This is a genomic window from Microbacterium sp. MYb72, assembly GCF_002979415.1.
GTDB classification, from domain to species: Bacteria; Actinomycetota; Actinomycetes; order Actinomycetales; family Microbacteriaceae; genus Microbacterium; species Microbacterium natoriense.
The window spans coordinates 29,662-53,909 of the sequence record NZ_PCOT01000016.1 but is presented as its reverse complement, the minus strand read 5'-3'; the positions used below and the strand labels follow the sequence as shown (position 1 = coordinate 53,909).

Sequence of the window (24,248 nt, the reverse complement as noted above, 5' to 3'; positions counted from 1 at the left end):
GGAGTCGCCGTGCGCCTTCCTGGCAATGTCCGAGGCCGCGCCTACCGTGAGGGCATGCCCGCAGATCCCGCACTCCCGACGTGGCTCACCCGCGTCGGAGTGTTCGATCTCGAGACCACGGGCGTCGACGTGGAGAGCGACCGCGTCGTGACCGCGCACGTCGGCGTCCTCGACGCGAACGGACGAGAGATCGCCGCGCGGGACTGGCTCGCCGACCCCGGCATCCCCATCCCCGACGGAGCCACCGCCGTGCACGGGATCACCACGGAACAGGCCCGTCGCGCCGGCAGACCGGTGCGCGAGGTGGTCGCCGAGGTCACCGCGGCCCTGCGCTCGCTGCTCGACCAGGGCGTCCCGATCGTCGCCTACAACGCCTCCTACGACTTCTCGCTGCTCGCCCACGAGTGCGTGCGCCACGGCATCCCTCCGCTCGTCTCTCCGTCGCCGATCATCGACCCGCTCGTCATCGACAAGGCGTACGACAGGTACCGTCGCGGCAAGCGCACACTGGAGGTCGTCGCCGCGCACTACGCGGTGCCCTTGGAGGGAGCGCACGACGCCTCGGCTGACGCGGTGGCCGCAGGCCGTGTCGCTCAGGCGCTCGCACGGCAGTTCCGCCTTCCGGAGACGCTGAGCGAGCTGCACACGCGACAGATCGGATGGGCGCGCTCTCAGGCCGAGAGCCTGACGGAGTACTTCATCAGCGTCGGACGACTCGATCCTGAGGATGCGCTCGACGGCACCTGGCCGGTGCGCAACAGCTGAGGCACGGTGATGTGAGTCGTCCCTCGCCTGCACGAGATCGGACTCCTCCGTCACGGAGGCGCGCGCAGCATCCGAATGCGCGCTCGTCATGGGACTCCGCAGGTCGGAGCCCGCTACAGTTCTCCTGTGAAAGCGGCACAGTCCGGCGAGTCGTTCGGCATCCGTCCCAGTCGCTCGCTCCCGGAGACGGAGCTGGCGCCCATCCGCGCGCGGCTGGCCCGCGCGTCGAAGCACGCACGCGAACTCGACGAGGCGGTGCAGGTGTGGCGGGCCAATACAGTCTTCACCTCCTCCGTCCGCGTGTCGGAGAGCACGCCGACCGTGCTTGAAGTGTCGGTGGAGGCCTCGCGGGCGTTCCCTCACGACCTGTGGTCGACGAAGGCCGGTGAGTTCGCCTACCAGGCCCGCGTCGCGTTGGACAACCTCCACGACCTGCTCGCGCGCAGCTTCGCTGAACGGGAGTACGACTCATCTCGTATCCAGTTTCCCATCACCGCCACGGGCAAGGACTGGAAGAGTTGGAAGCAGGGACATCGGTTCCACCCGCAGTGGCTGGTGGAACGGTTGAAGAACGTCCAGCCGCAGTACGGACCGTACCGGGCTTTGGAAGGCCTGCAATGGTTCAACAACAAGGACAAGCACGAGTGGGTGCGTGATCTCGAACTCGGGATGATCGGCATGGTGGCGAGTTCGAACTTCTCCTTGAGAGGACTGATCGAAGAGCATCACCTCTCCCCGACGCTCATCCCCCAATCGAACACGATCCCCCGAGGGGTTCGACGCGTGATCGTGGGCTCATTCGACGTAGGACACCCCATTCTGGACTTCCCCGAGGAAGCGACCAACGAGGTCCAGGTCGAGTTGAGGTTCGATGTCGGGTCCGACTCCTACACTCTGGAGGAGATCCGTGAGATTCCCGTCCGGATCGGGTACATCGTCGACTATCTCGCCTGCGATGACCTCTTCGCCCTCGCCAGGTATCAGAAGCGTCCGAGCTACATCCAGGATGCACCTGCCGACTACCCGAGCTCAGGGACAACGGAAGTCTCCGGTGGCGAGACTCTCGCCACCGGAGACTTCCAGCGACGAAAGGAGTAGGGCGGGCGGGACTTGAACCCGCGAATCGTTGGGTTATGAGCCCACTGCCTTAACCAGCTTGGCCACCGCCCCGTACGCACCCAGCCTAGCGGGCGCGCAGACTCAGACGGAGGTCGCGGACGAGTGCGTCAGCAGGTGGCCGAGGTAGGTGTCCGCGTTCGCGATCAGGCCGGCGCGCTCGTCATCGCTCAGCGCTCGGCGGACCTTCGCAGGGACACCGGCGACGAGCGATCCCTCCGGCACCTCCGTCCCGCCCAGCACCACAGCTCCCCCGGCGATCAGGCAGCCCGCGCCGATCACCGCGCCGCTGAGGATCACCGCACCCATCCCGATGAGCGAACCATCGCCGATCGTGCAGCCGTGCACGACCGCGTTGTGGCCGATCGACACCTTCGATCCAACGACGACGGGGTGTCCGGCATCCACGTGCACCGAGACGTTGTCCTGCACGTTGCTGCCGGGGCCGATCACGATCGGCGCCGAATCGCCTCGTAACACCGCGTTGTACCAGACACTCGATCCGGCCGCCAGAGAGACCGCTCCGACGATGCGCGCGCCCTCCGCCACGAAGGCGCCGTCGGCGATCGACGGCACGCGGTCCTGGAGGGCGAGGACGGATGCTCCCTGCGCGATGCTCATAAGGCGAGACTACCCTCATTACCGCGTGTTTCCGCGGATTTCTGCCCCACTAAGCCCAGCCTTCGCTTGCTTGCGGAATGATTCAGGATGAGTAGCGTTGACTCCAGCACGACAGAAACAGATGATCTCGGAGGAGCACAAGATGAGCAAGGCACAGACCGTTTCCACCACCGCCAGCGACCCGACGGTCGCCGCTGCGGCCGCACAGTTCCTCTCCCCGCTCGTCCTCGGCCTCGAAGCCCTGACGGTCAACGGCAAGCAGGCCCACTGGCACGTCCGCGGAGCGAACTTCGTCGGCGTCCACGAACTGCTCGACACGATCGTCGCCCACGCCGGCGACTTCGCCGACACCGCCGCGGAGCGCATCGTCGCCCTCGGCCTTCCGATCGACGCCCGCATCTCCACCGTCGCAGAGAAGGCGGGCGCCACCTCGGTTCCCGCCGGCTTCACGCAGTCGGATGACCTCATCCGCGCGGTCGTGGCCGACATCGACGCGATCCTCGTCGACGTCCAGGCGGCGATCGACGGACTCGACGAGGTCGACCTGACCAGCCAGGACGTCGCGATCGAGATCAAGCGCGGACTCGACAAGGACCGCTGGTTCCTCGTCTCGCACATCGCAGCCTGACGACTGACACCACACGACGAAGGGCACCGGAATCCGTTCCGGTGCCCTTCGTCGTGTTCAGGAGCGGTGGGTGACGCGTCCGGCGAGCAGCGTCGCCTCCACCGGCATCCGTCTCAGTCCATCGCCGTGCGCGGCTCGCGGATCCTCGCCGCACAGCACGAGATCGGCCGGCTCTCCTGGTCGCACCGAGGACCGCACGCTCGCCTCGAGCGCCTCGTCGATCGTGAGCCGCTCCTCGGGATGCCACGGCTCCCGCTCATCGTCGGTGCGATCCACGGCTGCTCCGATCCCCTGCCACGGGTCCAGCTCGGCGACGGGCGCGTCCGACCCGAAGCGGAGCTGCACCCCCGCTCGGCGCAGTGCGGCGAGCGGATAGCCGATGGATGTCTGCCCCGCCCAGTGCGTCTCGACCAGGTCGCGATCATCGAGGGCATGCTGCGGCTGCACGCTCGCCACGACGCCCAGGCGAGCGAAGCGTGAGAGATCGGCGTGCCGGACGAGTTGCGCATGCTCGATCGTGCCCACGGCGCCCGACACGGTGAACGCGTCGAGCGCTGCGGTGACCGCGCGGTCGCCGATGGCGTGGACGGCGACGGCGAGGCCTGCCCCCGTCGCGGCGACGAGCAGATCCGTCAGCTCCTCCGGCGGCACCGTGAGCACGCCGAAGTTCGCGGGGTCACCCGGGTAGTGATGGGAGCAGGCGGCGGTCCTCGTGCCGAGGGATCCGTCGGTGATGATCTTGAGCGCGCCGACCCTGATCAGCGGGCTCCCGTGGCTCTCGCCGGTGCGCAGTCCGCTCTCCACCGCGCGGTCGAAGTCGAAGGGGTACACCGAGAACTCCACCCGATGCGCGGAGAATCCGGCGGCCACGCGCCGAGGCCAGGCATCAGCGTTCCAGGCCATGTCGAAGTCCACGAGGCCGGTGACGCCCCTCGACGCCGCGCGCTCCCCCGCCCGCAGCACAGCGTCATCAGCTCTGGCGGGGTCGACCGCATTCAGACGTCGCGAGATCTCGAAGGCGTCCTCTTCGCGGAGGACTCCGTCCGGCGCACTGAACCCTTCGCGACGCAGGGCCGCGGAGTTGAGCCACGTGCTGTGCACGTCGGCATTGATGAGATAGGTCGGCACCTCCCCCGTCGCGTCATCGAGCAGCGCGAGCGACGGCTGATCCGACCACAGCGCGTCGCGGAAGCCCGCCCCGACCCGTCGCCCGTCGGGGAGCGGCTCCGCGTCGGTCATGAGCCGCGCGGCCTCAGCAGCCGATCCCGCCGTGAGCAGCGGCACGCGTTCCGCAGCCAGCGCCCACTGCACCGTGTGGACATGGTTGTCCCAGAGCCCAGGGACGACCCACGCGCCACCGGCGTCCAGGACCTCCCCGGTGGGCCGCAGGGCACCTGGGGGGGCGATGTCGGTGATCGCTCCGCCGTCGATCACGATGTCGACGGGCTCGTCGTCGATCAGGAACTCGCGACCGGGACCGGCGATGCGAACCCCCTTCACCATGCTGACATCGGTGCCGATCATCGCCGTCCTTCCGCGAGAGCCTCATGGGCTCTCCTCATCTCGCGGGCGAGGTCGGGCTGCGCATACGGGCCCGAGCCCTCCAGTTCCGCGATCACGGTCTCCACGGTGTCCGCGGACTTGTTCTGGCTGAGCTTGCGCTTCGCGACCACGCGCGTGGGCGTGAGCCGGAACCCCACCGTCCCCGCGGCGAGACGCTGCACGAAGCTCTCATCGTTGGGACGCTCCCACATGCGCCGCGGCTCCGGCATCCGCCCCTCGAACCGGTCGACGAGACGGTCGAGCACCTCGAGGTTCTCCTCCGGGCTCAGGATCTCGGGGATCCCCGAGAGGTGCACGGCGACGTAGTTCCATGTCGGCACAGCCTGCACGTCTCCGTACCAGCCCGGGGAGATGTAGCCGTGCGGCCCCTGGAACACAACGAGGAGCTCGCGGTCACCGAGACCGTGGATCAGATCGTCCGGGCGTCCCACATGCGCGACGATCGTGAGGTCGTCGCGCGACTCGTCGAGGAGCACGGCATAGTGCGATGCGACCAGGCCTTCGGAGCCGGCGCTCATGATGGTCGCCCACGGGTTGGCGTCGATCACCCGACGCATCTCGGTCACATCCGCAAGGGTGAAGCTCGGGTTCTGACGCATGGTTCGAGCCTAGACCGGGAGGTCGGGGCGACGGCGGCGAGAGGACCGCTTCAGGCCTGACACCGCGGGCACCAGTAGAGCTTGCGCGCGCCGATCTCCTCCAGGGCGATCTCCGTCCCGCAGATGCGGCATGGAAGCCCGGCGCGGTGGTACACCCAGTGACGGTCATCGCGACTCGCCATCGCGGCACGATACTGCTCGGGAGACAGGTCGTCCATCGTCATCATCTGCCCGGTCTCGACGCCGACCGCGAGCAGCCGCACCCAGTCGCGCCACAGTTCGCGCACGATCTCCTCGGGGACGTCGCGTCCTGGCGTGTGCGGATTCAACCGGTGTCGGAAGAGCATCTCGGCGCGATAGACGTTGCCGATGCCGCTGACCACGGCCTGGTCCATCAGGAGCAGCGCGATGACGGTCTGCTTCTTGCGCACCGCACGGACGAAGCGCTCCTCGTTCTCCGCGGGGTCACCGACGAGGGGATCCGGACCGAGCTTCGCAACGGTGGCGAGCATCTCCTCGGGTGTCTGGATCACGCAGGCGGTCGGGCCCCGGAGATCAGCAGCGGTGATGTCCGTCATCAATCGCAGACGAACCTGCCCGACGATCGGCGGCGGCCACTCCCCGTCCTCGTCGGCGAGACCCTTGGTCTGCTCCGACATCCGGACGTGCACTCGCGTGCGCCTCGGCGCGCCGATCGATGCGAGCGAGTTCTCTCCCGCATCGTCGAGGATGGCCTCGCCCAGATCGGTGCCGCGCTGGTTGGTCTGCCCCATGCGCCCGTTCGCCGAGGCGATCGTCGGATCGATGAGGATCTCCCCTGCGAAGTCCCAGGCGCCGTAGAGCCCGAGGTGCACCCTCAGCCAGAGGTCGCCCTCCACCTCGAGGAACATCTGCTTGCCCACGGCCTGCACACTGACGGCCTCACGACCGTCGAGCACCGCGGCGCCCTCTGCGAATCGCCCCTGCGGACTCGACGCCCGCATCGACTTGCCGACGAAGTTGCGATCGAACTGCCGCGCGATTCGATGGACGGAATGCCCCTCGGGCATGTCAGGCCCGGGGGTCCGGCAGCAGCGAGCCGTCGCGCTCGAAGTCGGCGATCTGGCCGATGCGGCGCACGTGCCGCTCCTCGTTCGAGAAGGGCGTGGAGATGAACGTGTCGATGAAGGTGGTGACCTCGTCGAACGTGTGCTGACGGGCGCCGATGGAGATCACGTTCGCGTCGTTGTGCTCGCGGGCCAGCTCGGCCGTCGAGACGTTCCACACCAGCGCGGCGCGGATGCCCTGCACCTTGTTCGCCGCGATCTGCTCGCCGTTGCCCGATCCGCCGAAGACGACGCCGAGAGCCTCGACACCGGCCGTCTGATCGGCGACGACGGCCTGCGCGGCCCTGATGCAGAACGCGGGGTAGTCGTCCACCGCGTCGTACTCGATCGGCCCGTGATCGACCACTTCATGGCCCGCGGCACGCAGATGCTCCTGCAGCTGCGTGGAGAAGTCGAGGCCGGCGTGATCGGTGGCGATGTGGATGCGCATGGCTCCCATCCTATTCAGGGCAGCCGACGTCGAATCCGTCTCACGGCGCGATGCCGGCGGCGGCGGGCTTGAAGCCGGCGCGGATGTTCTCGCAGCAGCCGGGGCGGCAGACGTCGAACCCGCCGGGCAGCGACGTGACGTGCGGGCGCTGCTCGTTGGGACGCCCCTCCAGACGCTCCTCGATCAGATCGACGATGCCGGCGACGAACGTCGGAGACACACCGGGCGTCGGCGTCCTGGTGAAGGCGAGCCCCGCCTCTTCCGCGGCCTCAGCAGCCTCCGTATCGAGATCCCAGAGGACCTCCATGTGGTCGCTCATGAATCCGACGGGCACGACGGCGACGGCCTTGCGCCCCCGTTCGGGCAGCTCTCCGATCACGTCGCACACGTCGGGCTCGAGCCACGGCTGCGAGGCAGGTCCGGAGCGCGACTGGTACACCAGTTCCCAGGAGACATCGGCGGCCGCAGGGATGCTCCCCCGCACCCTGTCCATGACCCAGGCCGCGACCGCGACGTGCTGTGCCGCGTACGCTCCGCCCTCGCCCCACTCGATGTCGCGCGCGCCCGAGCGCTCCGCGTCTGCGGTGGGGATGCTGTGCGTCGAGAAGAGGATCTGGATGTCGGCGGCGGCGATGCCGTCGGCGAGGAAGGCCTCGACCGCGTCACGGACGCCGGTCTCGAACGCCTCGACGAAGCCGGGGTGGTCGTAGAACGGACGGATCTTGTCGATCGTCACGGTCTCGCCGAGTCCGGTGTCCTCGAGGATCCTCGCGAAGTCCTCGCGATACTGGCGGCAGCTGGAGAACGAGCTGTACGCGCTCGTGGCGAAGGCGAGAAGCGTGTTGTGCCCCTTCGCGGAGGCCTCGGTCACGACCTCCTCGAGATAGGGGCTCCAGTTGCGGTTGCCCCAGTAGACGGGGAGGTCGATGCCTCGCCGCTGCAGCTCGGCTTCGAGCGCCTCCTTGAGCACGCGGTTCTGCCCGTTGATCGGGCTCACGCCGCCGAAGTGGCGATAGTGGTGCGCGACCTCCTCCAGACGCTCGTCGGGGATGCCGCGCCCTCTGGTGACGTTGCGGAGGAACGGGATCACGTCGTCCTGCCCCTCGGGTCCGCCGAATCCCGCGAGCAGGATCCCGTCGTAGGCGACCGGCGTCGTCACGTAGGGGGCGCCGCCTGCAGCGGCCGGAGAGGCAAAGGGAACGATGGTGGGCTCGGTCGCAGTCACCCCTCCATCCTTCCATCTCCTCGCGGGTGCGTCGCCCTGGCGGCATCCCTCGACGACTGGCGTAGGCTGTCATGGTTGCCGTGGGCGCCAACTGCGCCTGGACCGCGGCAGCATCCCCTCACCCCTGGGAGTACAGCTGTGCCTGGAGAGAACCTCACCCGCATCGAAGCGCAGGAGCGCCGCGACGTCATCGACACGCAGTCGTATGAGGTCGCCCTCGATCTGACGAAGGGCGCCGAGGTCTTCGGCTCTCGCAGCGTCGTGCGCTTCACCGCGACCCCCGAGAGCTTCACCTTCATCGACCTCATCGCCCGCGAAGTGCGCGAGATCTCGCTCAACGGAGAGCAGCTCGACCCCAGCGAGGTCTTCGCCGACTCGCGCATCGCGCTGACCGGCCTGCAGGCCGAGAACGTCCTCGTCGTCGACGCCGACTGCCTGTACACCAACACCGGCGAGGGACTGCACCGCTTCGTCGACCCCGTGGACGGCGAGGTCTACCTCTACTCGCAGTTCGAGGTGCCCGACTCGCGCCGCGTGTTCGCGGTCTTCGAGCAGCCCGACCTCAAGGCGACGTTCCAGTTCACGGTCACCGCGCCCTCCGCGTGGAAGGTCGTGTCCAACTCCCCCACCCCCGAGCCCATCGTGCACGACGACAGCGCCGTGTCCACCTGGGGCTTCGAGCCGACCCCGCGCATCTCCTCGTACATCACGGCGCTCGTCGCCGGCCCCTACGAGTCGACCTTCTCCGAGCTCACCAGCTCCTCCGGCGATGTCATCCCGCTCGGCGTCTACGGCCGCAAGAGCCTCTGGCAGCACCTCGACGCCGACTACATCTTCGACAAGACCCGCGAGGGCTTCGCGTACTTCGAGTCGAAGTTCGGCGTCCCCTACCCGTTCGCCAAGTACGACCAGCTCTTCGTCCCGGAGTTCAACGCCGGCGCGATGGAGAACGCGGGCGCCGTGACGTTCACCGAGACGTACGTCTTCCGCAGCAAGGTGACGGATGCCGTCAAGGAGCGCCGCGTCGTCACGATCCTGCACGAGCTGGCGCACATGTGGTTCGGCGACCTCGTCACCATGAAGTGGTGGAACGACCTGTGGCTGAACGAGTCGTTCGCCGAGTGGGCGTCGACGATCGCCACGGCCGAGGCCACCGAGTGGACCGAGGCGTGGACGACGTTCAACGCGATGGAGAAGACCTGGGCGTACCGCCAGGACCAGCTCCCCTCGACGCACCCGATCGTCGCCGAGATCAATGACCTCGAAGACGTCCAGGTCAACTTCGACGGCATCACCTACGCCAAGGGCGGGTCCGTCCTCAAGCAGCTCGCCGCATGGGTCGGGATCGAGGCGTTCTTCGCCGGCGTCTCGCAGTACTTCCAGAAGCACTCCTGGGGCAACACCGAGCTCAGCGACCTGCTCACCGAGCTGGAGGCGACGAGCGGCCGCGACCTCAGCACCTGGTCGAAGAAGTGGCTGGAGACCGCCGGCGTCAACACGCTCGAGCCGGTCATCGCCGAAGACTCCGACGGCACCATCTCCCGCTTCGCCGTGACGCAGACCGCGCCGGCCGACTACCCGACCATCCGTCCGCACCGTCTCGGCATCGGCTTCTACACGCTGCGGGACGGGGCGCTCGTGCGCACCCACTACGCCGAGGTCGACATCGACGGCGACCGCACCGAGGTCCCCGAGCTCAAGGGCATCGCCCGTCCCGACCTCGTCCTGCTGAACGACGAGGACCTGGCCTACGCGAAGATCCGTCTCGACGACCGTTCGCTCGCCACCGCGATCGCGCACCTCGCCGACATCAGCGATCCGCTGGCCCGCTCGCTCGTCTGGGGCGCGGCCTGGGATCAGACGCGCGACGCGGAGAGCGCGGCATCCGACTACATCGATCTCGTGCTGGGCAACATCGGTCGCGAGACCGAGTCGACGACGGTCCGCACCACTCTGGCGCAGCTGCGCACGGCGGCGACGCTCTACGTGACGCCGGCCGAGCGCGTGGCCGCCCGTCAGAAGATCGCCGACGGGCTGTGGGCTCTCGCCGAGGGCGCGGAGGCCGGCAGCGACAGCCAGCTCCAGTTCGTCACGGCGTTCGCCGGCGCCCTCGTCACTCCTGAGCACGCCGGCGTCATCGGCCGCCTCCGCTCGGGCGAGGAGACGCTGCCGGGGCTGGAGATCGACGCCGACCTGAACTGGCAGCTGTTGGTCGGACTCGCGACGATCGGCGCGACCGACGCCGCGACGATCGACGCCGCTCTCGCAGCGGACAACACCGCCAAGGGCGGCGAGTTCGCGGCGCAGGCGCGTGCCGCCCTTCCCGACCTCGCCTCCAAGAAGGCCGCGTGGGCCTCCCTCATCGAGCGCGACGACGCACCGAACACGATCGTGCGCTCTGCTGCTCTGGGCTTCGTGCACCCCGCGGGCGTTGAGGTCCTCGCCGAGTTCGTCCCGGCGTACTTCGACATGCTGCTGCCGATCTGGGAGTCCCGCAGCTACCAGATCGCCCAGTACCTCGTCGTCGGACTGTTCCCGACCGCGCTGGCGAACACCGAGCTGCGGAACGCGACGCGCGCCTGGCTGTCCGCACACCAGGACGCCGCCCCTGCCCTGCGCCGCCTGGTGCTGGAGAACCTCGCCGACGTCGAGCGCGCCCTCGCGGCGCAGGCGCGCGACGCCGACGACTGAATCCGAGCTGTTCCCCTTCTCGATCAGGCCTCTGCGCGGTGCATCCAGCCCGCACAGAGGCCTGATCGCTAGGATCTGGAAGTGATGATGTTCCCCTTCCAAGTCACCGCTCCCCCCGCCGAGTCACCGCTTCCCGAGTGGGTGCAGACGCTGCCCGAGTGGCTGCGGAGCGTCCTGACGGTCCTGCTCCCCGTCGGCGGAGTCATCCTGTCGATCGCCATCATCATCGTGAGCTGCGTGCTCATCGCGCTCGTGCTGCGGGTCCTCATCCGCCGCGTGGTGCACCGCATCGTCGACAGCGCGAAGAGCAAGGCCGCGGTCGACGACACGCAGGCTCTCGAACGCTCTCCGCTGGCTGACATGCGTCTCGTGCAGCGGACGCGGACTCTCGGCAGCATCCTGCAGAACATCGTGAACGTGATGCTCGTCATCATCGCGATCGTGCTGATCGTCAACGCGATCGACAACAGGCTGCTCGGCTCCCTGACGCTCCTCACCGCTGCGGTGGGCGCCGGTCTCGGCTTCGGCGCCCAGAACATCGTCAAGGACGTCCTGAACGGCATGTTCATCGTCGCCGAGGATCAGATCGGCATCGGCGACGTCGTCGACCTCGGCCTCGCCAGCGGCGTGGTCGAGTACGTCAGCGTGCGCATCACCCAGGTTCGCGATGTCAACGGCACGCTCTGGTACGTCCGCAACGGCGAAGTCACCCGCATCGGCAACATGTCCCAGGGGTGGGCCCGCGTCATCATCGATCTCGGCGTCGCGGCCGACTCGGATCTGGAGGCCGTCGAGCACACCATGCTGGAGACGGCCCAGGGGCTCGCGAAGGATCCGAAGTGGCGCACCCGCATCGTCGAGAAGCCGGAGCTGTGGGGACTGGAGTCCATCGGGGGCGATGCTCTCGTCGTCCGCATCGTCATCAAGGCGCGCGCCAATGCCAAGGACGACGTCTCCCAGGAGCTGCGCAAGCGCCTGCGCGCGGCGCTCCTCGAGAAGGACGTCACGATCCCCAGCATGGTCGGCGTGATCCCGACGGGGCTGGAAGGCGCACAGCGCGTGCGCGGTGCGAACCCGCCGAAGACCCGACCGAACGCCGTCACCGGCGTCCCCGCTGTTCCCGAGCGCGGGATCTGGCGGCGCAAGAAGGCTGACGACGACAAGAAGACCGGCGACGAAGGGACCCCGCAGCGATGACGTTCTACGACGAGGTCGGCGGCTACGAGACCTTCGAGAGGATCGTCGGGGTGTTCTACCGCGAGGTCGCCCTCGATCCGGTCCTCAAGCCCATGTACCCCGAGGAGGATCTCGGTCCGGCCGCAGAACGGCTCACGCTCTTCCTCGTCCAGTACTGGGGCGGCCCCGCCACCTACGGCGAGACTCGCGGACACCCGCGACTCCGCATGCGCCACATGCCCTTCCACGTCGACCCCGATGCGCGCGATCGTTGGCTGACTCACATGCGCACCGGCGTCACGGAGGCGCAGTTGTCGCCTCTGCACGAAGCGACGCTCTGGGACTACCTCGAACGCGCCGCCTATGCCATGGTGAACACGTTCGAACCGTCCGGAATCGGCCCCGCGGCCTCGGGCAGGCCGACGCTCGAAACCAGCTCACGTCAGGAATCAACGGAGAACTCATGACGAACACGCCCCTGTCCGCAGATGTCCTGGTGATCGGGTGGGGGCTCGCCGGTCTCGTCGCGGCCTCCGAGGCTCTGGATGCCGGCAAGCAGGTGATCCTGATCGATCAGGAGCCCCGCACCAACCTCGGCGGTCAGGCCTGGTGGTCGTTCGGTGGACTGTTCTTCATCGACTCCCCTGAGCAGCGCCGGATGGGGATCAGGGACTCGCTGGAGCTCGCCACGCAGGACTGGCTCGGCACCGCCGGATTCGACCGTCCAGAGGACGAGTGGCCACGGCGCTGGGCCGAGGCCTATCTCCAGTTCGCCGCCGGTGAGAAGCGCTCCTGGCTGCGAGAGCGCGGCGTCGGATTCTTCCCCGTGGTGGGGTGGGCGGAGCGCGGCGGTTACGGCGCTCTCGGTCCGGGCAACTCGGTGCCGAGGTTCCACATCACGTGGGGAACCGGTCCGGGGATCGTTGCGCCGTTCGCCGCCCGCGTGGAGCAGGGAGAGCGGGAGGGCCGCATCACGATCCTCCCGCGGCATCGCGTCACTGATCTCGTCGTGACCGACGGCGCCGTCACCGGCGCACGTGGCGCGATGCTCGTCAGCAGCGGTTCGGAGCGAGGAGAGGTCTCATCTCGCGAGGAGATCGGCGACTTCGAGATCAGCGCGTCGGCGACGATCGTGTGCTCGGGCGGCATCGGCGGAAACCACGACATGGTGCGCGCCGCCTGGCCCGAACGGCTCGGCACGCCCCCTGCGCACATGCTCACCGGCGTTCCTGCGTACGTCGACGGCTCGATGCACCCGGTCGCGGAGGCCGCCGGCGCGCGGCTCGTCAACGGCGACCGGATGTGGCACTACGTCGAGGGCATCACGAACTGGGACCCGATCTGGCCGTCGCACGGAATCCGCATCCTCCCCGGTCCGTCGTCGCTGTGGCTCGACGCGACCGGCGCCCGACTCCCCGTTCCGCTGTTCCCCGGCTTCGACACCCTGGGTACGCTCGCCCACCTGCGCACGACGGGTCACGATCACTCCTGGTTCGTCACCTCGCGGCAGATCGTCGAGAAGGAGTTCGCCCTGTCGGGGAGCGAGCAGAACCCCGATCTCACCGGCAAGGACGTGGGCCTGCTGCTGAAGTCGCGGCTCGCCAAGGGACCCACCGGTCCCGTGCAGGCGTTCCTCGACGAGGGCGAGGATTTCATCGTGGAGAACGACCTCGAGTCGCTGCTGGAGCAGATGAGGAACCACCCCGGCGGCGAGGCTCTCGACATCGATCGTGTCCGCCGCGAGGTGATCGCCCGCGATCTCGAGATGGAGAACGAGTTCACGAAGGACTCCCAGATCGGGATGCTGCGATCCATGCGGGGCTACCGCGGCGACAGGCTGATCCGGACTGCGGCTCCCCACCGCCTGCAGGACCCGGCGGCCGGGCCTCTGGTGGCTGTCAAGCTGCACGTGCTCACGAGGAAGTCCCTCGGCGGCATCAACACCGATCTCGACGGTCGTGCGCTACGGGAGGACGGCTCGCCGATCGACGGTCTGTTCGCCGCGGGAGAGGCGAGCGGATTCGGCGGGGGCGGCGTGCACGGCTACCGCGCGCTCGAGGGGACCTTCCTGGGCGGCTGCCTGTTCTCGGGCCGCCAGGCGGGACGTGCGGCCGCCGGCTGAGTCCGGGGTTGCGGCGGAGCAGCCGTCGTGCGCGACATCCGTCCGTTCGCCCCTCGACATGGCGCCCTCAGCGGTCCGCGTGAGGGCGCTGGTCTGTTCGGCGGGTCGCGGCCTCAGTCCGCGGCGCCGGTGCCCCGGACTGCGGTGAGGCCCATGGCCACCGGCCCCCTCAGCAGCACGTGACCTCGACGGAACGCGAGTCTCGTCCAGCGCCCCGAGGTCATCACCTTGACCTGCTCTTCGCCCGAGATGAATCCGAAGGCGTCGGCGGCGAAGGCGGCCCCCCGGGGGATGCCGCCGAGGTCCTCGTCGGGCTCGCCCCAGATCGCGGCGCGCAGGGCCCGTACGGCCTCCTCCCCTGCGCCCGGTGTCGCTCCGTGCGCCACCGCGCTGATCCCCCACTGCGCGCGCTGAGCGATCAGCGATGCCGGCAGCTCCGCACTCGGCTGCCACGCGCCACGGGGCGGAGCGATGCCCGCCCATGCCGGGGAGAGTCCCGTGTCGGGGAGGTCCAGCACGCGTGCATCCTCCGTGTTCTGGGTGAGCGAGTCGACGACGATGTCGCACTCGAGCTCGGGGTCGGCGTGCACGATGCGCATAGCCAGGATCGTGGGCGTCTGATCGAAGAGCCCGTGAGGTGAGAGCGCCGCCGCGGTGAGGGCGAGAACCCCGTTCGACGCCTGCAGGCGAACGCCTTCGTCGGAGATTCTGGCGGAGCGTCCAGCGAAGGTCAGGACGTCCTTGGACGTTTCGGCATCGGCGAGGAGAAGGGGATGCGGCACGCCCTCTAAACTAGCAACGCCAGCGGCCGCCCCGGCGCGGGAAGGAACACATGACCGTCGACACGCACGCGATCCGCACCGTCGAACAGCTTCTCGCGGTTCTCGATCTGGACGAGACCAGGGCGCGGACCACGGAGGACATCTTCACGGGCTCCTCGCATCCGATGCCGAGCGGGCGCATCTACGGAGGTCAGGTCCTCGCGCAGAGCCTGATCGCCGCAGAGCGGACCATGCCGGAGGACCGCGCGGTGCACTCGATGCACGGCTACTTCCTCCGACCCGGCGACGCGAGCCAGGGCATCACGATCGCCGTGGATCGCATCCATGACGGCAGGTCCTTCTCCACCCGCCGCTCGCAGGCGTATCAGAACGGCGTGCCGATCTTCTCGATGATCGCGTCGTTCCAGGATCAGGATCCGGGGCTCGATCACGCGGTCCCGATGCCCGCGGACGTGCCCGATCCGGAGTCACTGCTCCCCGACGAAGCGCGCGTCGACGGCCTCCCCGCGGGTACGGCTCGGATGCTGAGCGATCGTGCAGCAGACGTCCGTCACGTGGAGTCCCCGCTCTTCCTGCCGAGCGACGATGCGAATCGTCCGCGTCAAGCGGTCTGGATGCGCCTGCGCGCCCCGCTCCCCGACGACCAGCGCCTGCACCGGGCGGCTCTCGCCTACCTCAGCGACATGACGATCCAGGAGTCCATCCTGCGCGCCCACGGAGTGTTCTGGGGCCTGCCGGGACTCAAGGTCGCGAGCCTCGATCACGCGATGTGGTGGCACCGACCGGCGCGCGTGGACGAGTGGCTGCTGTACGTCCAGGAGTCCCCGAACGCGCGAGGAGGTCGGGGTCTCGCGCAGGGACGCATCTACACCCGCGCGGGCGAGCTGGTGGCGAGCGTCGCGCAGGAGATCATGATCCGCGTACCTGAGCGGCAGCGCTGAGTCCAGGTAGCGCGGTGACTTGAGGTGCCTCGGTGAGTCGAGAAGCCCCGTTGAGTCGAGAATCCGCGCCGGCTCGAGGCGCGTCGGTGAGTTGAAGAGCCACGTTGGCTTGAGAAGCCGCCTTGAGTCCAAGTGCCACGTTGAGTCGGGAAGCAACGTCGAATCGAGGCACCGCGCCGCCCCGCGTTGAATCAAGGCGCCGCGTTGAGTCGGGGCATCGTATCCGGCTTGTGCTCCGCGCTCAGTGATGTCCGCTCGCTCAGTTGTGCGAATCCTCGATCAGCGATGCGTGTGCTGGCTCAGCGGTCCACGAACGTGATCCGCGATGCACGCGTGATCAGCAGTCCACGAACGTGATCAGCAGTCCACGAGCGTGCTCAGCGGTGCACAAGCGCGATCAGCGGTGCGCGTACTCGATCGACGGTCCGAGGTACGGCTCCCAGGCGTCGCGCATCTCCTGAGTGAGTCGCGTCGGTCGCCCGGACGCGGCGTCGACGAGAACGATCACGGCGGTGGAACGCGCGTAGATCGTCCGAGGTTCGGCCGTGGGGTCGTTGTGCACCTCGTAGCAGACCTCGACGCTGGAACCGCCCAGCTTCCCGAACCACATCTGGACCTCGAGCGGCCGACGCTGATACGGAACCGGCGCCAGGTACTCGATCTCCTGCCGGGCGATGAGGGTCAGGATGCCCTCGTCCAGGCCGGAGTCGAGCACCGCCGTCGACGGCGCCTGCTCGCCGGGACCCGCACGCCAGAACGCGCGCACGCGCGCCTCCTCGAGCAGTTTCAGCATCGAGGTGTTGTTGACGTGGTTGAACGCATCCAGATCGCCCCAGCGGAGCTGGATCGGAATGTGCAGGCGGGGTCCCGGCGTTGGCGCGGTCATCGTGTTCTCAGTCGCGGGTGAGCTTGCGGTGCGTCGAACGGTGCGGCTTCGCGGCGTCGGCCCCGAGACGCTGGATCTTGTTCTGCTCGTACGCATCGAAGTTGCCCTCGAACCAGTACCACTGGTCGGGGTTCTCGTCGGTGCCCTCGTAGGCGAGGATGTGCGTCGCGATGCGGTCGAGGAACCACCGGTCGTGGGTGATGACCACGGCGCAGCCGGGGAACTCGAGCAGCGCGTTCTCGAGCGAGCTCAGGGTCTCGACGTCGAGGTCGTTGGTCGGCTCGTCGAGGAGCAGCAGGTTGCCACCCTCCTTGAGCGTCAGCGCCAGGTTCAGACGGTTGCGCTCACCGCCGGAGAGGACGCCGGCCTTCTTCTGCTGGTCGGGTCCCTTGAACCCGAACTTCGACACGTACGCGCGAGAGGGGATCTCCGTCTTGCCGACCGTGATGAAGTCGAGCCCGTCGGACACGACCTCCCACAGGGTCTTGTTCGGGTCGATGTTGGAGCGCGACTGGTCGACGTAGCTGATCTTGACGGTCTCGCCGATCTTCAGGTCGCCGCCGTCGAGGGGCTCGAGGCCGACGATCGTCTTGAAGAGCGTCGTCTTTCCCACGCCGTTCGGGCCGATCACGCCGACGATGCCGTTCGGCGGAAGGCTGAAGCTGAGGCCGTCGATGAGCGAGCGCCCGTCGAAGCCCTTCTTGAGCTTCTTCGCGTCGATCACGATGCTGCCGAGGCGCGGACCTGCGGGGATCTGGATCTCCTCGAAGTCCAGCTTCCTCGTCCGCTCGGCCTCGGTCGCCATCTCCTCGTACCGGGCCAGACGCGCCTTGGACTTGGTCTGGCGGCCCTTGGCGCTCGATCGCACCCACTCCAGCTCCTCCTTGAGGCGCTTGGCGAGCTTCGCGTCCTTCTTGCCCTGGATCTCGAGGCGCTCGCCCTTCTTCTCCAGGTAGGTCGAGTAGTTGCCTTCGTAGCCGATCAGGCGCCCGCGGTCGACCTCGGCGATCCACTCGGCGACGTGGTCGAGGAAGTACCGGTCGTGGGTGATCGCGATCACCGCGCCCTTGTACGCCTGCAGGTGCTGCTCGAGCCAGAGCACGCTCTCGGCGTCGAGGTGGTTGGTGGGCTCGTCGAGGAGCAGGAGGTCGGGCTTCTGGAGGAGGAGCTTCGCCAGCGCCACACGGCGCTTCTCACCACCGGACAGAGGCGCGATCGCCGCGTCTCCCGGCGGCGTGCGCAGAGCATCCATGGCCTGGTCGAGCTGGGAATCGAGATCCCAGCCGTCCGCCGCGTCGATCTCCTCCTGCAGCGAGCCCATCTCGGCGAGGAGCGCGTCGAAGTCGGCATCGGGGTCCGCCATGAGTGCGGAGATCTCGTTGAAGCGGTCGAGCTTCGCCTTGATGGCGATTCCGTCCTGGATGTTCTCGAGCACCGTCTTGGACTCGTCGAGCTCCGGCTCCTGCATCAGGATGCCGACGGAGAAGCCGGGCGACAGCTTGGCCTCACCGTTCGACGGAGTGTCGAGCCCCGCCATGATCTTGAGGATCGTCGACTTTCCGGCGCCGTTGGGACCGACCATGCCGATCTTCGCGCCCGGGAGGAACGCCATCGTGACGTCATCGAGGATGAGCTTCTCACCCACCGCCTTGCGCGCACGGACCATCGAGTAGATGTACTCAGCCACCGAAAAGACTCCTTCTGTCGGCGTCGAAAGATCGACACTCCAGCCTACCGGCCCCGGCAGAGTGCCCCGTCGATGATCGAGGGGCCCTCACCAATCGATCGGGCGAGTGTTCCCGATCAGGCAGCGCCCTTCGGCGAGCTGCGGCATCACCGCGGTCACGGGTGCACCCGTAGACGGCCCGACCTGCCCGATCAGGCACTCGGCATCACCCCAGCGCACGGAGAACTGCAGACTCTCCGCGGCGTTCCCCACAGTGGACTGGTCCTGGGTCACCTGCATCGCGGCACGGTCGAATCCGGCGGCGATCAGGGCGTCGATGTATGCGCGACCCGAACCCCGCTGATCCGTCGCCCAGATCTGCTCAGTGATCGCGGTGAACACGGGGAGGTTGTCCTCTGCAGTGCCGTCGGGCACGTAGGCCGGCCCCTCAGCAGTGGCCGACGGCGTCGGCGACGGGCCGGCATCCGACGCTGAGGGAGACGGCGAGGGTGTCGGGCCGCAAGCGGCGAGCAGGAGGATCAGAGCCGCGGCGAGACCCGCGACCGCCGCTCTCGGAACGGATGAGGCCGGTCGTCGTAGCACGACTCCGAGTCTACGGGCCGACCCCACCGATCTTGAGCATCGGCCGAGAGATCCGTCGCGCACCGCTCAGAACGGCACCGACGCCCCGACAGTCATCGTGTCAGCGCCGTCCTGAGCGGCCCACTCCTCGTCATCGGTGACGGAGTCGCCGTCCGGTGCCGACTCCGTCGGCGGTGCGAGCGCGCCGCGCGTTGCTGCGCCGGCGGGGAGATCGCGTGCGCGCTCGGCCGAGGCCGCCCGAGACGCGGAGAGGAAGGCGCTGGTCCCCCACCGCAGATCGTGACCGATCGACTCCGCATCGATGTCGACGCTCGTTCCCTGCTTGCCGTTGGCCTCCCAGGCGCGGATCTTCAACCTGCCCGTCACGATCACGCTGTCCCCGGTCCTCAGCGAGGCTTTGACGTGCTCGCCCAGCTGGCGGAACGCCGCGATGGAGTACCAGTTGGTACCGGCGTCCACCCAGGTCTGCGTCGCCTGATCGAATCTCCTGTGCGTCGTCGCGAGGCGGAAGTTCGTCACGGGGATCCCCGTCGTGGTCCGGCTGTGAGTCGGGTCTGTCGCGACCTTTCCCATGACGGTCAGCGTGTCGGTCATCGTCGTCTCCTCTGTACGCCGGGTCGATTGCCCGGATCGCTCCAGAGTGCGCTCTCCTCCGCCCTGATGGACACCGGAAACCCAGTAACCGTGGAGAACCCGAGCAGCGCACATTCATGTGCAGGAGAACTCGACTCGTGCGCGGGCCGCACAGACCGGTGCCGCCGGACCGAATGTCCGAGGTCGGTCATATGTTCGATTCAGAAAGGAGTCGACGATGTCGCACAGCCTGATCACATCATTGCCCGAGGTGCCGTTCGCCACCCCTGCACTCGCGTCCCCCAGGGAGCATCTCGTGCGAGCCTCCGCGCATCTGTGGCGCGTGCAGGATCGCGCGGGGCGCGTGCTCGGCCACCTGAGGGTCATGCCCGACCCTCTCGGTATGCGCTATCGCGCCGAGCGGCTGCACCTCGCGACCGGGTCGTTCCGACTCGTCGGCGACTTCTGGCGTGCCGACGATGCGGTCGCCGCTCTCCGGAACGGATGAGGATCGTTGCGCCCCCGGCAGGATTCGAACCTGCGACCAAGAGATTAGAAGGCTCCTGCTCTATCCCCTGAGCTACGGAGGCGTATGCACCTACCGTACCGCGCCGGACGGGCGATGTCGGTGCCGTCGATAGGATGACGTCATGGTATCTGCTTCCGAGAACGACCGACTCGTCTGGATCGATTGCGAGATGACGGGACTCGATCTCTCGGTGGACGAACTCGTCGAGATCGCCGTCGTCATCACGGATTTCGAGCTTCAGCCGGTGGACCCCGGCTTCCAGATCGTGATCCAGCCGAGCGAGGCAGCACTGGCGAACATGAACGATTTCGTCACGAAGATGCATGAGACCTCAGGTCTGATCAACGAGATCCCTCTGGGCGTTCCCCTCGCCGAGGCCGAGGCACAGACGCTCGCGTACATCCGCCGGTTCGTCCCGCAGGAGCGGAAGGCGCCGCTCGCCGGCAACACCATCGGCACCGACCGGATGTTCCTCGCGAAGTACATGCCGCAGATCGACCAGTGGCTGCACTACCGCAACGTCGACGTCTCGAGCATCAAAGAGCTCTCCCGCCGTTGGTACCCGCGGGTGTTCTTCCACGCTCCGTCCAAGGACGGCGGGCACCGGGCTCTGGCCGACATCCTCGAGTCGATCCGCGAGCTCCAGTACTACCGCGAAGCGGTGTTCATCGACGAACCAGGCCCCACCAGCGACGAAGCTCGCGACATCGCGAGCGACGTCGTGTCAAAGTTCGCTCCCAACATGTAATACACTCGAGTGGTTGCCTGCTTCGGCGGGCACATGGTGGGTATAGCTCAGCTGGTAGAGCGCTGGCTTGTGGTGCCGGATGTCGCGGGTTCGAGTCCCGTTACTCACCCCACGCGCGAAGGCCCCGGTTCATTGAGCCGGGGCCTTCGTCATTCCCGCTCCCTGTTCGACGCTCAGTTGATGATCTCGGCTTGGTCGTCGGCGCGGATGGCCGCCAGACGCTCGCGCCACATCTGCAGCGCATCCGGGGTCAGTCGCGTCCACTCGGTCACCTCACGCACGACACGCAACGGAGACGTGCTGCGGAAAGAGCGCGTCGGGTTGCCCGGGAACTTCTTGTCGGTGACGTTCGGGTCGTTCTCGAACTCCCCCGTCGGCTCGACCTCGTACACCCGCGGCCTGCCGTCGCCCAGTTCCCCCGCGATCTCTGAGGCCAGTCCTGCTCCGTCGCGCAGGGCTGTGAAGTAGATGTGGTTCATCACGATCTCCGGTCGATAGTTCGACCGGAAGCCTGCGATGAGCAGGTCTCCGACCCGCAGATCCGCGGTCGTGCCATGGAAGAAGGGACCGTCGTCCAGGTTCTCGCTCATCGGGTCAGCCTACCGATTCCCCCTGTTCCGGAATACCCACCTGGGGTATGCCGGTTGAAGTAAGCATGAACAGTCACGAGCATGTCGCGCAGGGACATACGCATCACTCGACTCCGCAGTCCTCGGGAGATCACGGTTCCCCCACGCATCGCCACGAGCAGAGCCACAAGCCCGACGACGACCAGCACCCGCACGCCGACCAGCAGGCTCACCCCGCCCAACAAGCTCACGGCGACCAGCACGCTCACGGAGGCCACGACTCCCACGCCGGTCACACGGAGCGCTTCCGGCGCCTGTTCTGGGTGATGCTCGTCGTCGCGGCGCCGGTCGTCGCGACCTCCCCGATGTTCGCGATGATCCTCGGCTACGAGATCGACGGCTGGGCACGCTGGATCGCCCCGCTCCTCGGCACGGTGATGTTCGTATGGGGTGGCGCCCCCTTCCTCACCGGCGCAGTCTCCGAGCTGAAGGCGCGGAAGCCCGGCATGATGCTGCTCATCGCGCTCGCGATCAGCGTCGCCTTCCTCGCGTCCTGGGGCGCGAGCCTCGGCCTCCTGCACCACGAACTCGAATTCTGGTGGGAGCTCGCCCTCCTTATCGTCATCATGCTGCTCGGCCACTGGCTCGAGATGCGGTCTCTCGCTCAGACGACGTCGGCGCTCGACTCGCTCGCGGCTCTCCTCCCCGACGAAGCGGAGCGTGCCGACGGCGACCGCATCGTGAAGGTCTCCCCCGCAGACCTGCGCCTCGACGACATCGTGGTCGTCCGTCCTGGCGGACGCCTCCCGGCCGACGGAATCATCGTGCAGGGTTCGGCCAGCATCGATGAGTCGATGATCACGGGAGAGTCCAAGCCCGTGCGCCGTGAGACGGGCGACCGTGTCGTGGCGGGCACCGTCGCGACCGACTCCGGGCTGCGGGTGCGAATCGACGCCGTGGGCGATGACACCGCCCTCGCCGGCATCCGCAGGCTCGTCGCCGATGCCCAGGCGTCGTCGTCGCGTGCGCAGCGCATCGCCGATCGCGCCGCGGCCTGGCTGTTCTGGTTCGCGCTCGGAGCCGCGCTGATCACCGCTGTGGTCTGGACGGCGTTCGGCATGCCCGACGAGGCCGTCGTGCGAACCATCACCGTCCTCGTGATCGCCTGCCCCCACGCTCTGGGACTCGCCATCCCCCTCGTGGTGTCGATCGCCACGGAGCGGGCAGCGAAGGCGGGGGTCCTCGTGAAGGACCGGCTGGCACTCGAGACGATGCGCACGATCGACACGGTCCTGTTCGACAAGACCGGAACCCTCACGAAGGGCACTCCCGCCGTGACCGCGGTCGTGCCGTCTGGCGGCCTGTCCTCCGAGGAGGTGCTGGCTCTCGCCGCGGCCGCCGAGCGCGACTCGGAGCATCCCCTCGCCAAGGCCCTGGTCCGTGCCGCTGAGGATCGCGAGCTGGATGTACCCGCATCCACCGACTTCTCCTCGTCTCCCGCGATCGGCGTGAGCGCCAGAGTCGACGGACGAGTGGTCCAGGTGGGCGGTCCCCACCTGCTGGAGGAGCACGGCCTGTCCGAGCTTCCGGTCGCCGACGACTGGCGTACGGAAGGAGCGATCATCCTCCACGTCCTCGTCGACCACCGGGTCGTCGGCGCGCTGCGTCTCGCCGACGAGGTCCGCCCCGAGTCCCACCAGGCCGTGGGCGATCTGCATGCTCGCGGTGTGCAGGTCGTGATGATCACGGGCGATGCACAGGCGGTCGCCGACCACGTCGCGGCCGAGCTCGGCATCGGCCGGGTCTATGCGGGCGTCCGTCCGGAGGACAAGGCGAAGATCGTTCGGGCACTGCAGCAGGAAGGGCGACGCGTGGCGATGGTCGGCGACGGCGTGAACGATGCTCCCGCACTCACCCAGGCCGACGTCGGTCTGGCCATCGGCGCAGGCACCGACGTCGCCATCGCCTCGGCGGGCGTGATCCTGGCGGGCAGCGACCCGCGCGCCGTGAAGTCCGTCATCGACCTGTCCGCGGCGAGCTACCGCAAGATGACGCAGAACCTGTGGTGGGCCGCCGGATACAACCTGATCTCGGTACCCTTGGCCGCGGGCGTCCTCGCCCCGGTGGGATTCGTCCTGCCGATGTCGGTGGGCGCGGTGCTGATGTCGCTCTCGACCATCGTGGTCGCTCTGAACGCCCAACTCCTCCGGCGCATAGACCTGCAGCCGTCGCGGTGAGCGGAACGCGGTGGGCTGCGAGCCCTAGAATGACGACGTGTCTGTCGCGCTCTGGGTCTCGCTGCTCACCGCGTGCATCGTGATCAGCTTCACCCCCGGCGCCGGTGCCATCAACACGATGTCGAACTCGCTCAGTCAGGGCTGGCGGCGATCGATCTGGGGCATCATCGGGCAGCAGATCGCCCTCATCATCCATGTGGTGATCGTCGCAGCGGGCGTCGGCCTCATCGTCTCCCGCTCGGAGACCCTCTTCAACGTCATCCGCTACGCGGGCGCCGCCTACCTCGTGTATCTCGGCATCCGGCTCATCCTGACGAAGCCGACGATCGCCTCCGAGGATGAGGACGCGCTCGCCGAGGTCCCCCGCGAAGGTCGCTGGTCGATGATCCGTCGCGGACTATGGGTCAATCTGCTGAACCCGAAGGCCATCGTCTTCTTCCTCGCCTTCATCCCGCAGTTCGTCCGTCTCGACCAGCCCCAGCTCCCCCAGTACCTGACGATTATCACGACGTCGATCGCCGTCGACGTCGTCGTCATGTGGGGCTTCTTCGCCGCGGCGGCCCGTCCGTTCCGGCGGCTCACGCGGTCCGCGAGAGGTCAGCGCGTTCTCAACACCGTCTTCGGCGTGCTCTTCATCGCGGTCGCTGCGCTTCTGGTGCTGTTGCACTGAGG

At 67.9% G+C, this 24,248-nt stretch carries 24 protein-coding genes and 3 tRNA genes; 13 read left to right on the top strand and 14 right to left on the bottom strand.

Annotated elements, in window-relative coordinates; genetic code table 11:
- Positions 1 to 54 precede the first annotated feature (54 nt).
- A complete protein-coding gene (locus CQ047_RS10575) occupies positions 55 to 765 on the top strand; it encodes a 3'-5' exonuclease (protein ID WP_181155906.1) in 711 nt (236 codons plus the stop codon).
- 300 nt (positions 766 to 1,065) lie between these two features.
- Positions 1,066 to 1,863, top strand: coding sequence for a hypothetical protein (locus tag CQ047_RS10570; RefSeq protein WP_146114318.1), 798 nt, complete (start codon positions 1,066 to 1,068; stop codon positions 1,861 to 1,863).
- Here the strand turns inward: CQ047_RS10570 and CQ047_RS10565 are convergent.
- Together CQ047_RS10565 and CQ047_RS10560 are read right to left on the bottom strand one after the other, a co-directional pair.
- A tRNA-Ile gene (locus tag CQ047_RS10565) sits at positions 1,861 to 1,935 on the bottom strand. The genes CQ047_RS10570 and CQ047_RS10565 overlap by 3 nt on opposite strands.
- Before the next feature lie 30 nt (positions 1,936 to 1,965).
- Entirely contained in the window at positions 1,966 to 2,502 is a 537-nt protein-coding gene (locus CQ047_RS10560) for a gamma carbonic anhydrase family protein (protein WP_105674985.1), read from the bottom strand.
- A 142-nt stretch (positions 2,503 to 2,644) separates the two neighbouring features.
- On the opposite strand from CQ047_RS10560, the gene CQ047_RS10555 reads away from it, so the two are divergent.
- Entirely contained in the window at positions 2,645 to 3,130 is a 486-nt protein-coding gene (locus CQ047_RS10555) for a Dps family protein (protein ID WP_105675066.1), read from the top strand.
- A gap of 57 nt (positions 3,131 to 3,187) precedes the next feature.
- Here CQ047_RS10555 and CQ047_RS10550 read toward each other — a convergent pair whose 3' ends face one another.
- Genes CQ047_RS10550 through CQ047_RS10530 form a run of 5 tightly spaced genes read right to left on the bottom strand, consistent with a single transcriptional unit; the run spans position 3,188 to position 8,053 of the window.
- Positions 3,188 to 4,654 (bottom strand): amidohydrolase, encoded by a 1,467-nt coding sequence (locus CQ047_RS10550; protein ID WP_105674983.1) that lies wholly within the window; start codon positions 4,652 to 4,654, stop codon positions 3,188 to 3,190.
- The gene (locus CQ047_RS10545; protein ID WP_105674981.1) at positions 4,651 to 5,292 is read right to left on the bottom strand and encodes an FMN-binding negative transcriptional regulator; all 642 of its coding nucleotides are present in this window, start codon (positions 5,290 to 5,292) and stop codon (positions 4,651 to 4,653) included. The genes CQ047_RS10550 and CQ047_RS10545 overlap by 4 nt, the downstream gene beginning before the upstream one ends.
- Positions 5,293 to 5,342: 50 nt before the next feature.
- Positions 5,343 to 6,341 (bottom strand): Fpg/Nei family DNA glycosylase, encoded by a 999-nt coding sequence (locus CQ047_RS10540; RefSeq protein ID WP_105674979.1) that lies wholly within the window; start codon positions 6,339 to 6,341, stop codon positions 5,343 to 5,345.
- A gap of 1 nt (position 6,342) precedes the next feature.
- Entirely contained in the window at positions 6,343 to 6,828 is a 486-nt protein-coding gene (locus CQ047_RS10535; protein WP_105674977.1) for a ribose-5-phosphate isomerase, read from the bottom strand.
- 40 nt (positions 6,829 to 6,868) lie between these two features.
- Positions 6,869 to 8,053, bottom strand: coding sequence for a ferrochelatase (locus CQ047_RS10530; protein ID WP_105674975.1), 1,185 nt, complete (start codon positions 8,051 to 8,053; stop codon positions 6,869 to 6,871).
- Positions 8,054 to 8,191: 138 nt separating this feature from the next.
- Here CQ047_RS10530 and pepN point away from each other — a divergent pair, with 138 nt between their 5' ends.
- The 4 genes from pepN (at position 8,192) to CQ047_RS10510 (ending at position 14,042) form a co-directional block, all read left to right on the top strand.
- Entirely contained in the window at positions 8,192 to 10,744 is a 2,553-nt protein-coding gene (gene pepN / locus CQ047_RS10525) for an aminopeptidase N (protein WP_105674973.1), read from the top strand.
- 84 nt (positions 10,745 to 10,828) lie between these two features.
- Positions 10,829 to 11,941, top strand: a complete 1,113-nt coding sequence (locus tag CQ047_RS10520; RefSeq protein ID WP_105674971.1) for a mechanosensitive ion channel family protein — start codon at positions 10,829 to 10,831, stop codon at positions 11,939 to 11,941.
- The gene (locus tag CQ047_RS10515; RefSeq protein WP_105674969.1) at positions 11,938 to 12,387 is read left to right on the top strand and encodes a globin; all 450 of its coding nucleotides are present in this window, start codon (positions 11,938 to 11,940) and stop codon (positions 12,385 to 12,387) included. The genes CQ047_RS10520 and CQ047_RS10515 overlap by 4 nt, the downstream gene beginning before the upstream one ends.
- The gene (locus tag CQ047_RS10510) at positions 12,384 to 14,042 is read left to right on the top strand and encodes an FAD-binding dehydrogenase (RefSeq protein WP_105674967.1); all 1,659 of its coding nucleotides are present in this window, start codon (positions 12,384 to 12,386) and stop codon (positions 14,040 to 14,042) included. Before CQ047_RS10515 ends, CQ047_RS10510 begins: the two co-directional genes overlap by 4 nt.
- Before the next feature lie 113 nt (positions 14,043 to 14,155).
- Here CQ047_RS10510 and CQ047_RS10505 read toward each other — a convergent pair whose 3' ends face one another.
- Complete coding sequence (locus CQ047_RS10505) at positions 14,156 to 14,824, bottom strand: hypothetical protein (RefSeq protein ID WP_105674965.1); 669 nt, start codon at positions 14,822 to 14,824, stop codon at positions 14,156 to 14,158.
- Positions 14,825 to 14,874: 50 nt separating this feature from the next.
- On the opposite strand from CQ047_RS10505, the gene CQ047_RS10500 reads away from it, so the two are divergent.
- Entirely contained in the window at positions 14,875 to 15,765 is an 891-nt protein-coding gene (locus tag CQ047_RS10500) for an acyl-CoA thioesterase II (RefSeq protein ID WP_105674963.1), read from the top strand.
- Between the two features lie 397 nt (positions 15,766 to 16,162).
- On the opposite strand, the gene CQ047_RS10495 is transcribed toward CQ047_RS10500, so the two are convergent.
- From CQ047_RS10495 to CQ047_RS10480, 4 genes are all read right to left on the bottom strand, one after another.
- Positions 16,163 to 16,651, bottom strand: a complete 489-nt coding sequence (locus CQ047_RS10495) for a thioesterase family protein (RefSeq protein WP_105674961.1) — start codon at positions 16,649 to 16,651, stop codon at positions 16,163 to 16,165.
- A gap of 7 nt (positions 16,652 to 16,658) precedes the next feature.
- Positions 16,659 to 18,338, bottom strand: a complete 1,680-nt coding sequence (gene ettA, locus CQ047_RS10490) for an energy-dependent translational throttle protein EttA (protein WP_105674959.1) — start codon at positions 18,336 to 18,338, stop codon at positions 16,659 to 16,661.
- Between the two features lie 87 nt (positions 18,339 to 18,425).
- A complete protein-coding gene (locus CQ047_RS18865) occupies positions 18,426 to 18,920 on the bottom strand; it encodes a DUF6993 domain-containing protein (RefSeq protein WP_181155905.1) in 495 nt (164 codons plus the stop codon).
- A 66-nt stretch (positions 18,921 to 18,986) separates the two neighbouring features.
- On the bottom strand, positions 18,987 to 19,514 hold the full coding sequence (locus CQ047_RS10480) for a single-stranded DNA-binding protein (protein WP_105674957.1): 528 nt from the start codon (positions 19,512 to 19,514) through the stop codon (positions 18,987 to 18,989).
- A gap of 217 nt (positions 19,515 to 19,731) precedes the next feature.
- Between CQ047_RS10480 and CQ047_RS10475 the strand changes: the two genes are divergently transcribed.
- The gene (locus tag CQ047_RS10475; RefSeq protein ID WP_105674955.1) at positions 19,732 to 20,001 is read left to right on the top strand and encodes a hypothetical protein; all 270 of its coding nucleotides are present in this window, start codon (positions 19,732 to 19,734) and stop codon (positions 19,999 to 20,001) included.
- Positions 20,002 to 20,010: 9 nt separating this feature from the next.
- Here CQ047_RS10475 and CQ047_RS10470 read toward each other — a convergent pair.
- Positions 20,011 to 20,083 (bottom strand) — tRNA-Arg (locus CQ047_RS10470).
- 60 nt (positions 20,084 to 20,143) lie between these two features.
- Here CQ047_RS10470 and orn point away from each other — a divergent pair.
- Both orn and CQ047_RS10460 read left to right on the top strand, forming a co-directional pair.
- A complete protein-coding gene (orn, locus tag CQ047_RS10465) occupies positions 20,144 to 20,770 on the top strand; it encodes an oligoribonuclease (protein WP_105674953.1) in 627 nt (208 codons plus the stop codon).
- Positions 20,771 to 20,806: 36 nt separating this feature from the next.
- A tRNA-His gene (locus CQ047_RS10460) sits at positions 20,807 to 20,882 on the top strand.
- A 61-nt stretch (positions 20,883 to 20,943) separates the two neighbouring features.
- Here CQ047_RS10460 and arr read toward each other — a convergent pair.
- Positions 20,944 to 21,360 (bottom strand): NAD(+)--rifampin ADP-ribosyltransferase, encoded by a 417-nt coding sequence (gene arr / locus CQ047_RS10455; protein WP_105674951.1) that lies wholly within the window; start codon positions 21,358 to 21,360, stop codon positions 20,944 to 20,946.
- Between the two features lie 65 nt (positions 21,361 to 21,425).
- Here arr and CQ047_RS10450 point away from each other — a divergent pair, with 65 nt between their 5' ends.
- Both CQ047_RS10450 and CQ047_RS10445 read left to right on the top strand, forming a co-directional pair.
- Positions 21,426 to 23,576, top strand: coding sequence for a heavy metal translocating P-type ATPase (locus CQ047_RS10450; protein WP_105674949.1), 2,151 nt, complete (start codon positions 21,426 to 21,428; stop codon positions 23,574 to 23,576).
- Between the two features lie 37 nt (positions 23,577 to 23,613).
- On the top strand, positions 23,614 to 24,246 hold the full coding sequence (locus tag CQ047_RS10445; protein ID WP_105674947.1) for a LysE family transporter: 633 nt from the start codon (positions 23,614 to 23,616) through the stop codon (positions 24,244 to 24,246).
- Positions 24,247 to 24,248: the final 2 nt, after the last annotated feature.

Excerpts from the sequence above, each read along its gene's own strand:
- CQ047_RS10575 (WP_181155906.1), top strand. The coding sequence starts at position 55 with ATGCCCGCAGATCCCGCACTCCCGACGTGGCTCACCCGCGTCGGAGTG.
- CQ047_RS10560 (WP_105674985.1), bottom strand. The coding sequence starts at position 2,502 with ATGAGCATCGCGCAGGGAGCATCCGTCCTCGCCCTCCAGGACCGCGTG.
- CQ047_RS10555 (WP_105675066.1), top strand. The coding sequence starts at position 2,645 with ATGAGCAAGGCACAGACCGTTTCCACCACCGCCAGCGACCCGACGGTC.
- CQ047_RS10550 (WP_105674983.1), bottom strand. The coding sequence starts at position 4,654 with ATGATCGGCACCGATGTCAGCATGGTGAAGGGGGTTCGCATCGCCGGT.
- CQ047_RS10545 (WP_105674981.1), bottom strand. The coding sequence starts at position 5,292 with ATGCGTCAGAACCCGAGCTTCACCCTTGCGGATGTGACCGAGATGCGT.
- CQ047_RS10540 (WP_105674979.1), bottom strand. The coding sequence starts at position 6,341 with ATGCCCGAGGGGCATTCCGTCCATCGAATCGCGCGGCAGTTCGATCGC.
- CQ047_RS10535 (WP_105674977.1), bottom strand. The coding sequence starts at position 6,828 with ATGCGCATCCACATCGCCACCGATCACGCCGGCCTCGACTTCTCCACG.
- CQ047_RS10520 (WP_105674971.1), top strand. The coding sequence starts at position 10,829 with ATGATGTTCCCCTTCCAAGTCACCGCTCCCCCCGCCGAGTCACCGCTT.
- CQ047_RS10515 (WP_105674969.1), top strand. The coding sequence starts at position 11,938 with ATGACGTTCTACGACGAGGTCGGCGGCTACGAGACCTTCGAGAGGATC.
- CQ047_RS10510 (WP_105674967.1), top strand. The coding sequence starts at position 12,384 with ATGACGAACACGCCCCTGTCCGCAGATGTCCTGGTGATCGGGTGGGGG.
- CQ047_RS10500 (WP_105674963.1), top strand. The coding sequence starts at position 14,875 with ATGACCGTCGACACGCACGCGATCCGCACCGTCGAACAGCTTCTCGCG.
- CQ047_RS10495 (WP_105674961.1), bottom strand. The coding sequence starts at position 16,651 with ATGACCGCGCCAACGCCGGGACCCCGCCTGCACATTCCGATCCAGCTC.
- CQ047_RS10480 (WP_105674957.1), bottom strand. The coding sequence starts at position 19,514 with ATGACCGACACGCTGACCGTCATGGGAAAGGTCGCGACAGACCCGACT.
- CQ047_RS10475 (WP_105674955.1), top strand. The coding sequence starts at position 19,732 with ATGTCGCACAGCCTGATCACATCATTGCCCGAGGTGCCGTTCGCCACC.
- orn (WP_105674953.1), top strand. The coding sequence starts at position 20,144 with ATGGTATCTGCTTCCGAGAACGACCGACTCGTCTGGATCGATTGCGAG.
- arr (WP_105674951.1), bottom strand. The coding sequence starts at position 21,360 with ATGAGCGAGAACCTGGACGACGGTCCCTTCTTCCATGGCACGACCGCG.
- CQ047_RS10450 (WP_105674949.1), top strand. The coding sequence starts at position 21,426 with ATGAACAGTCACGAGCATGTCGCGCAGGGACATACGCATCACTCGACT.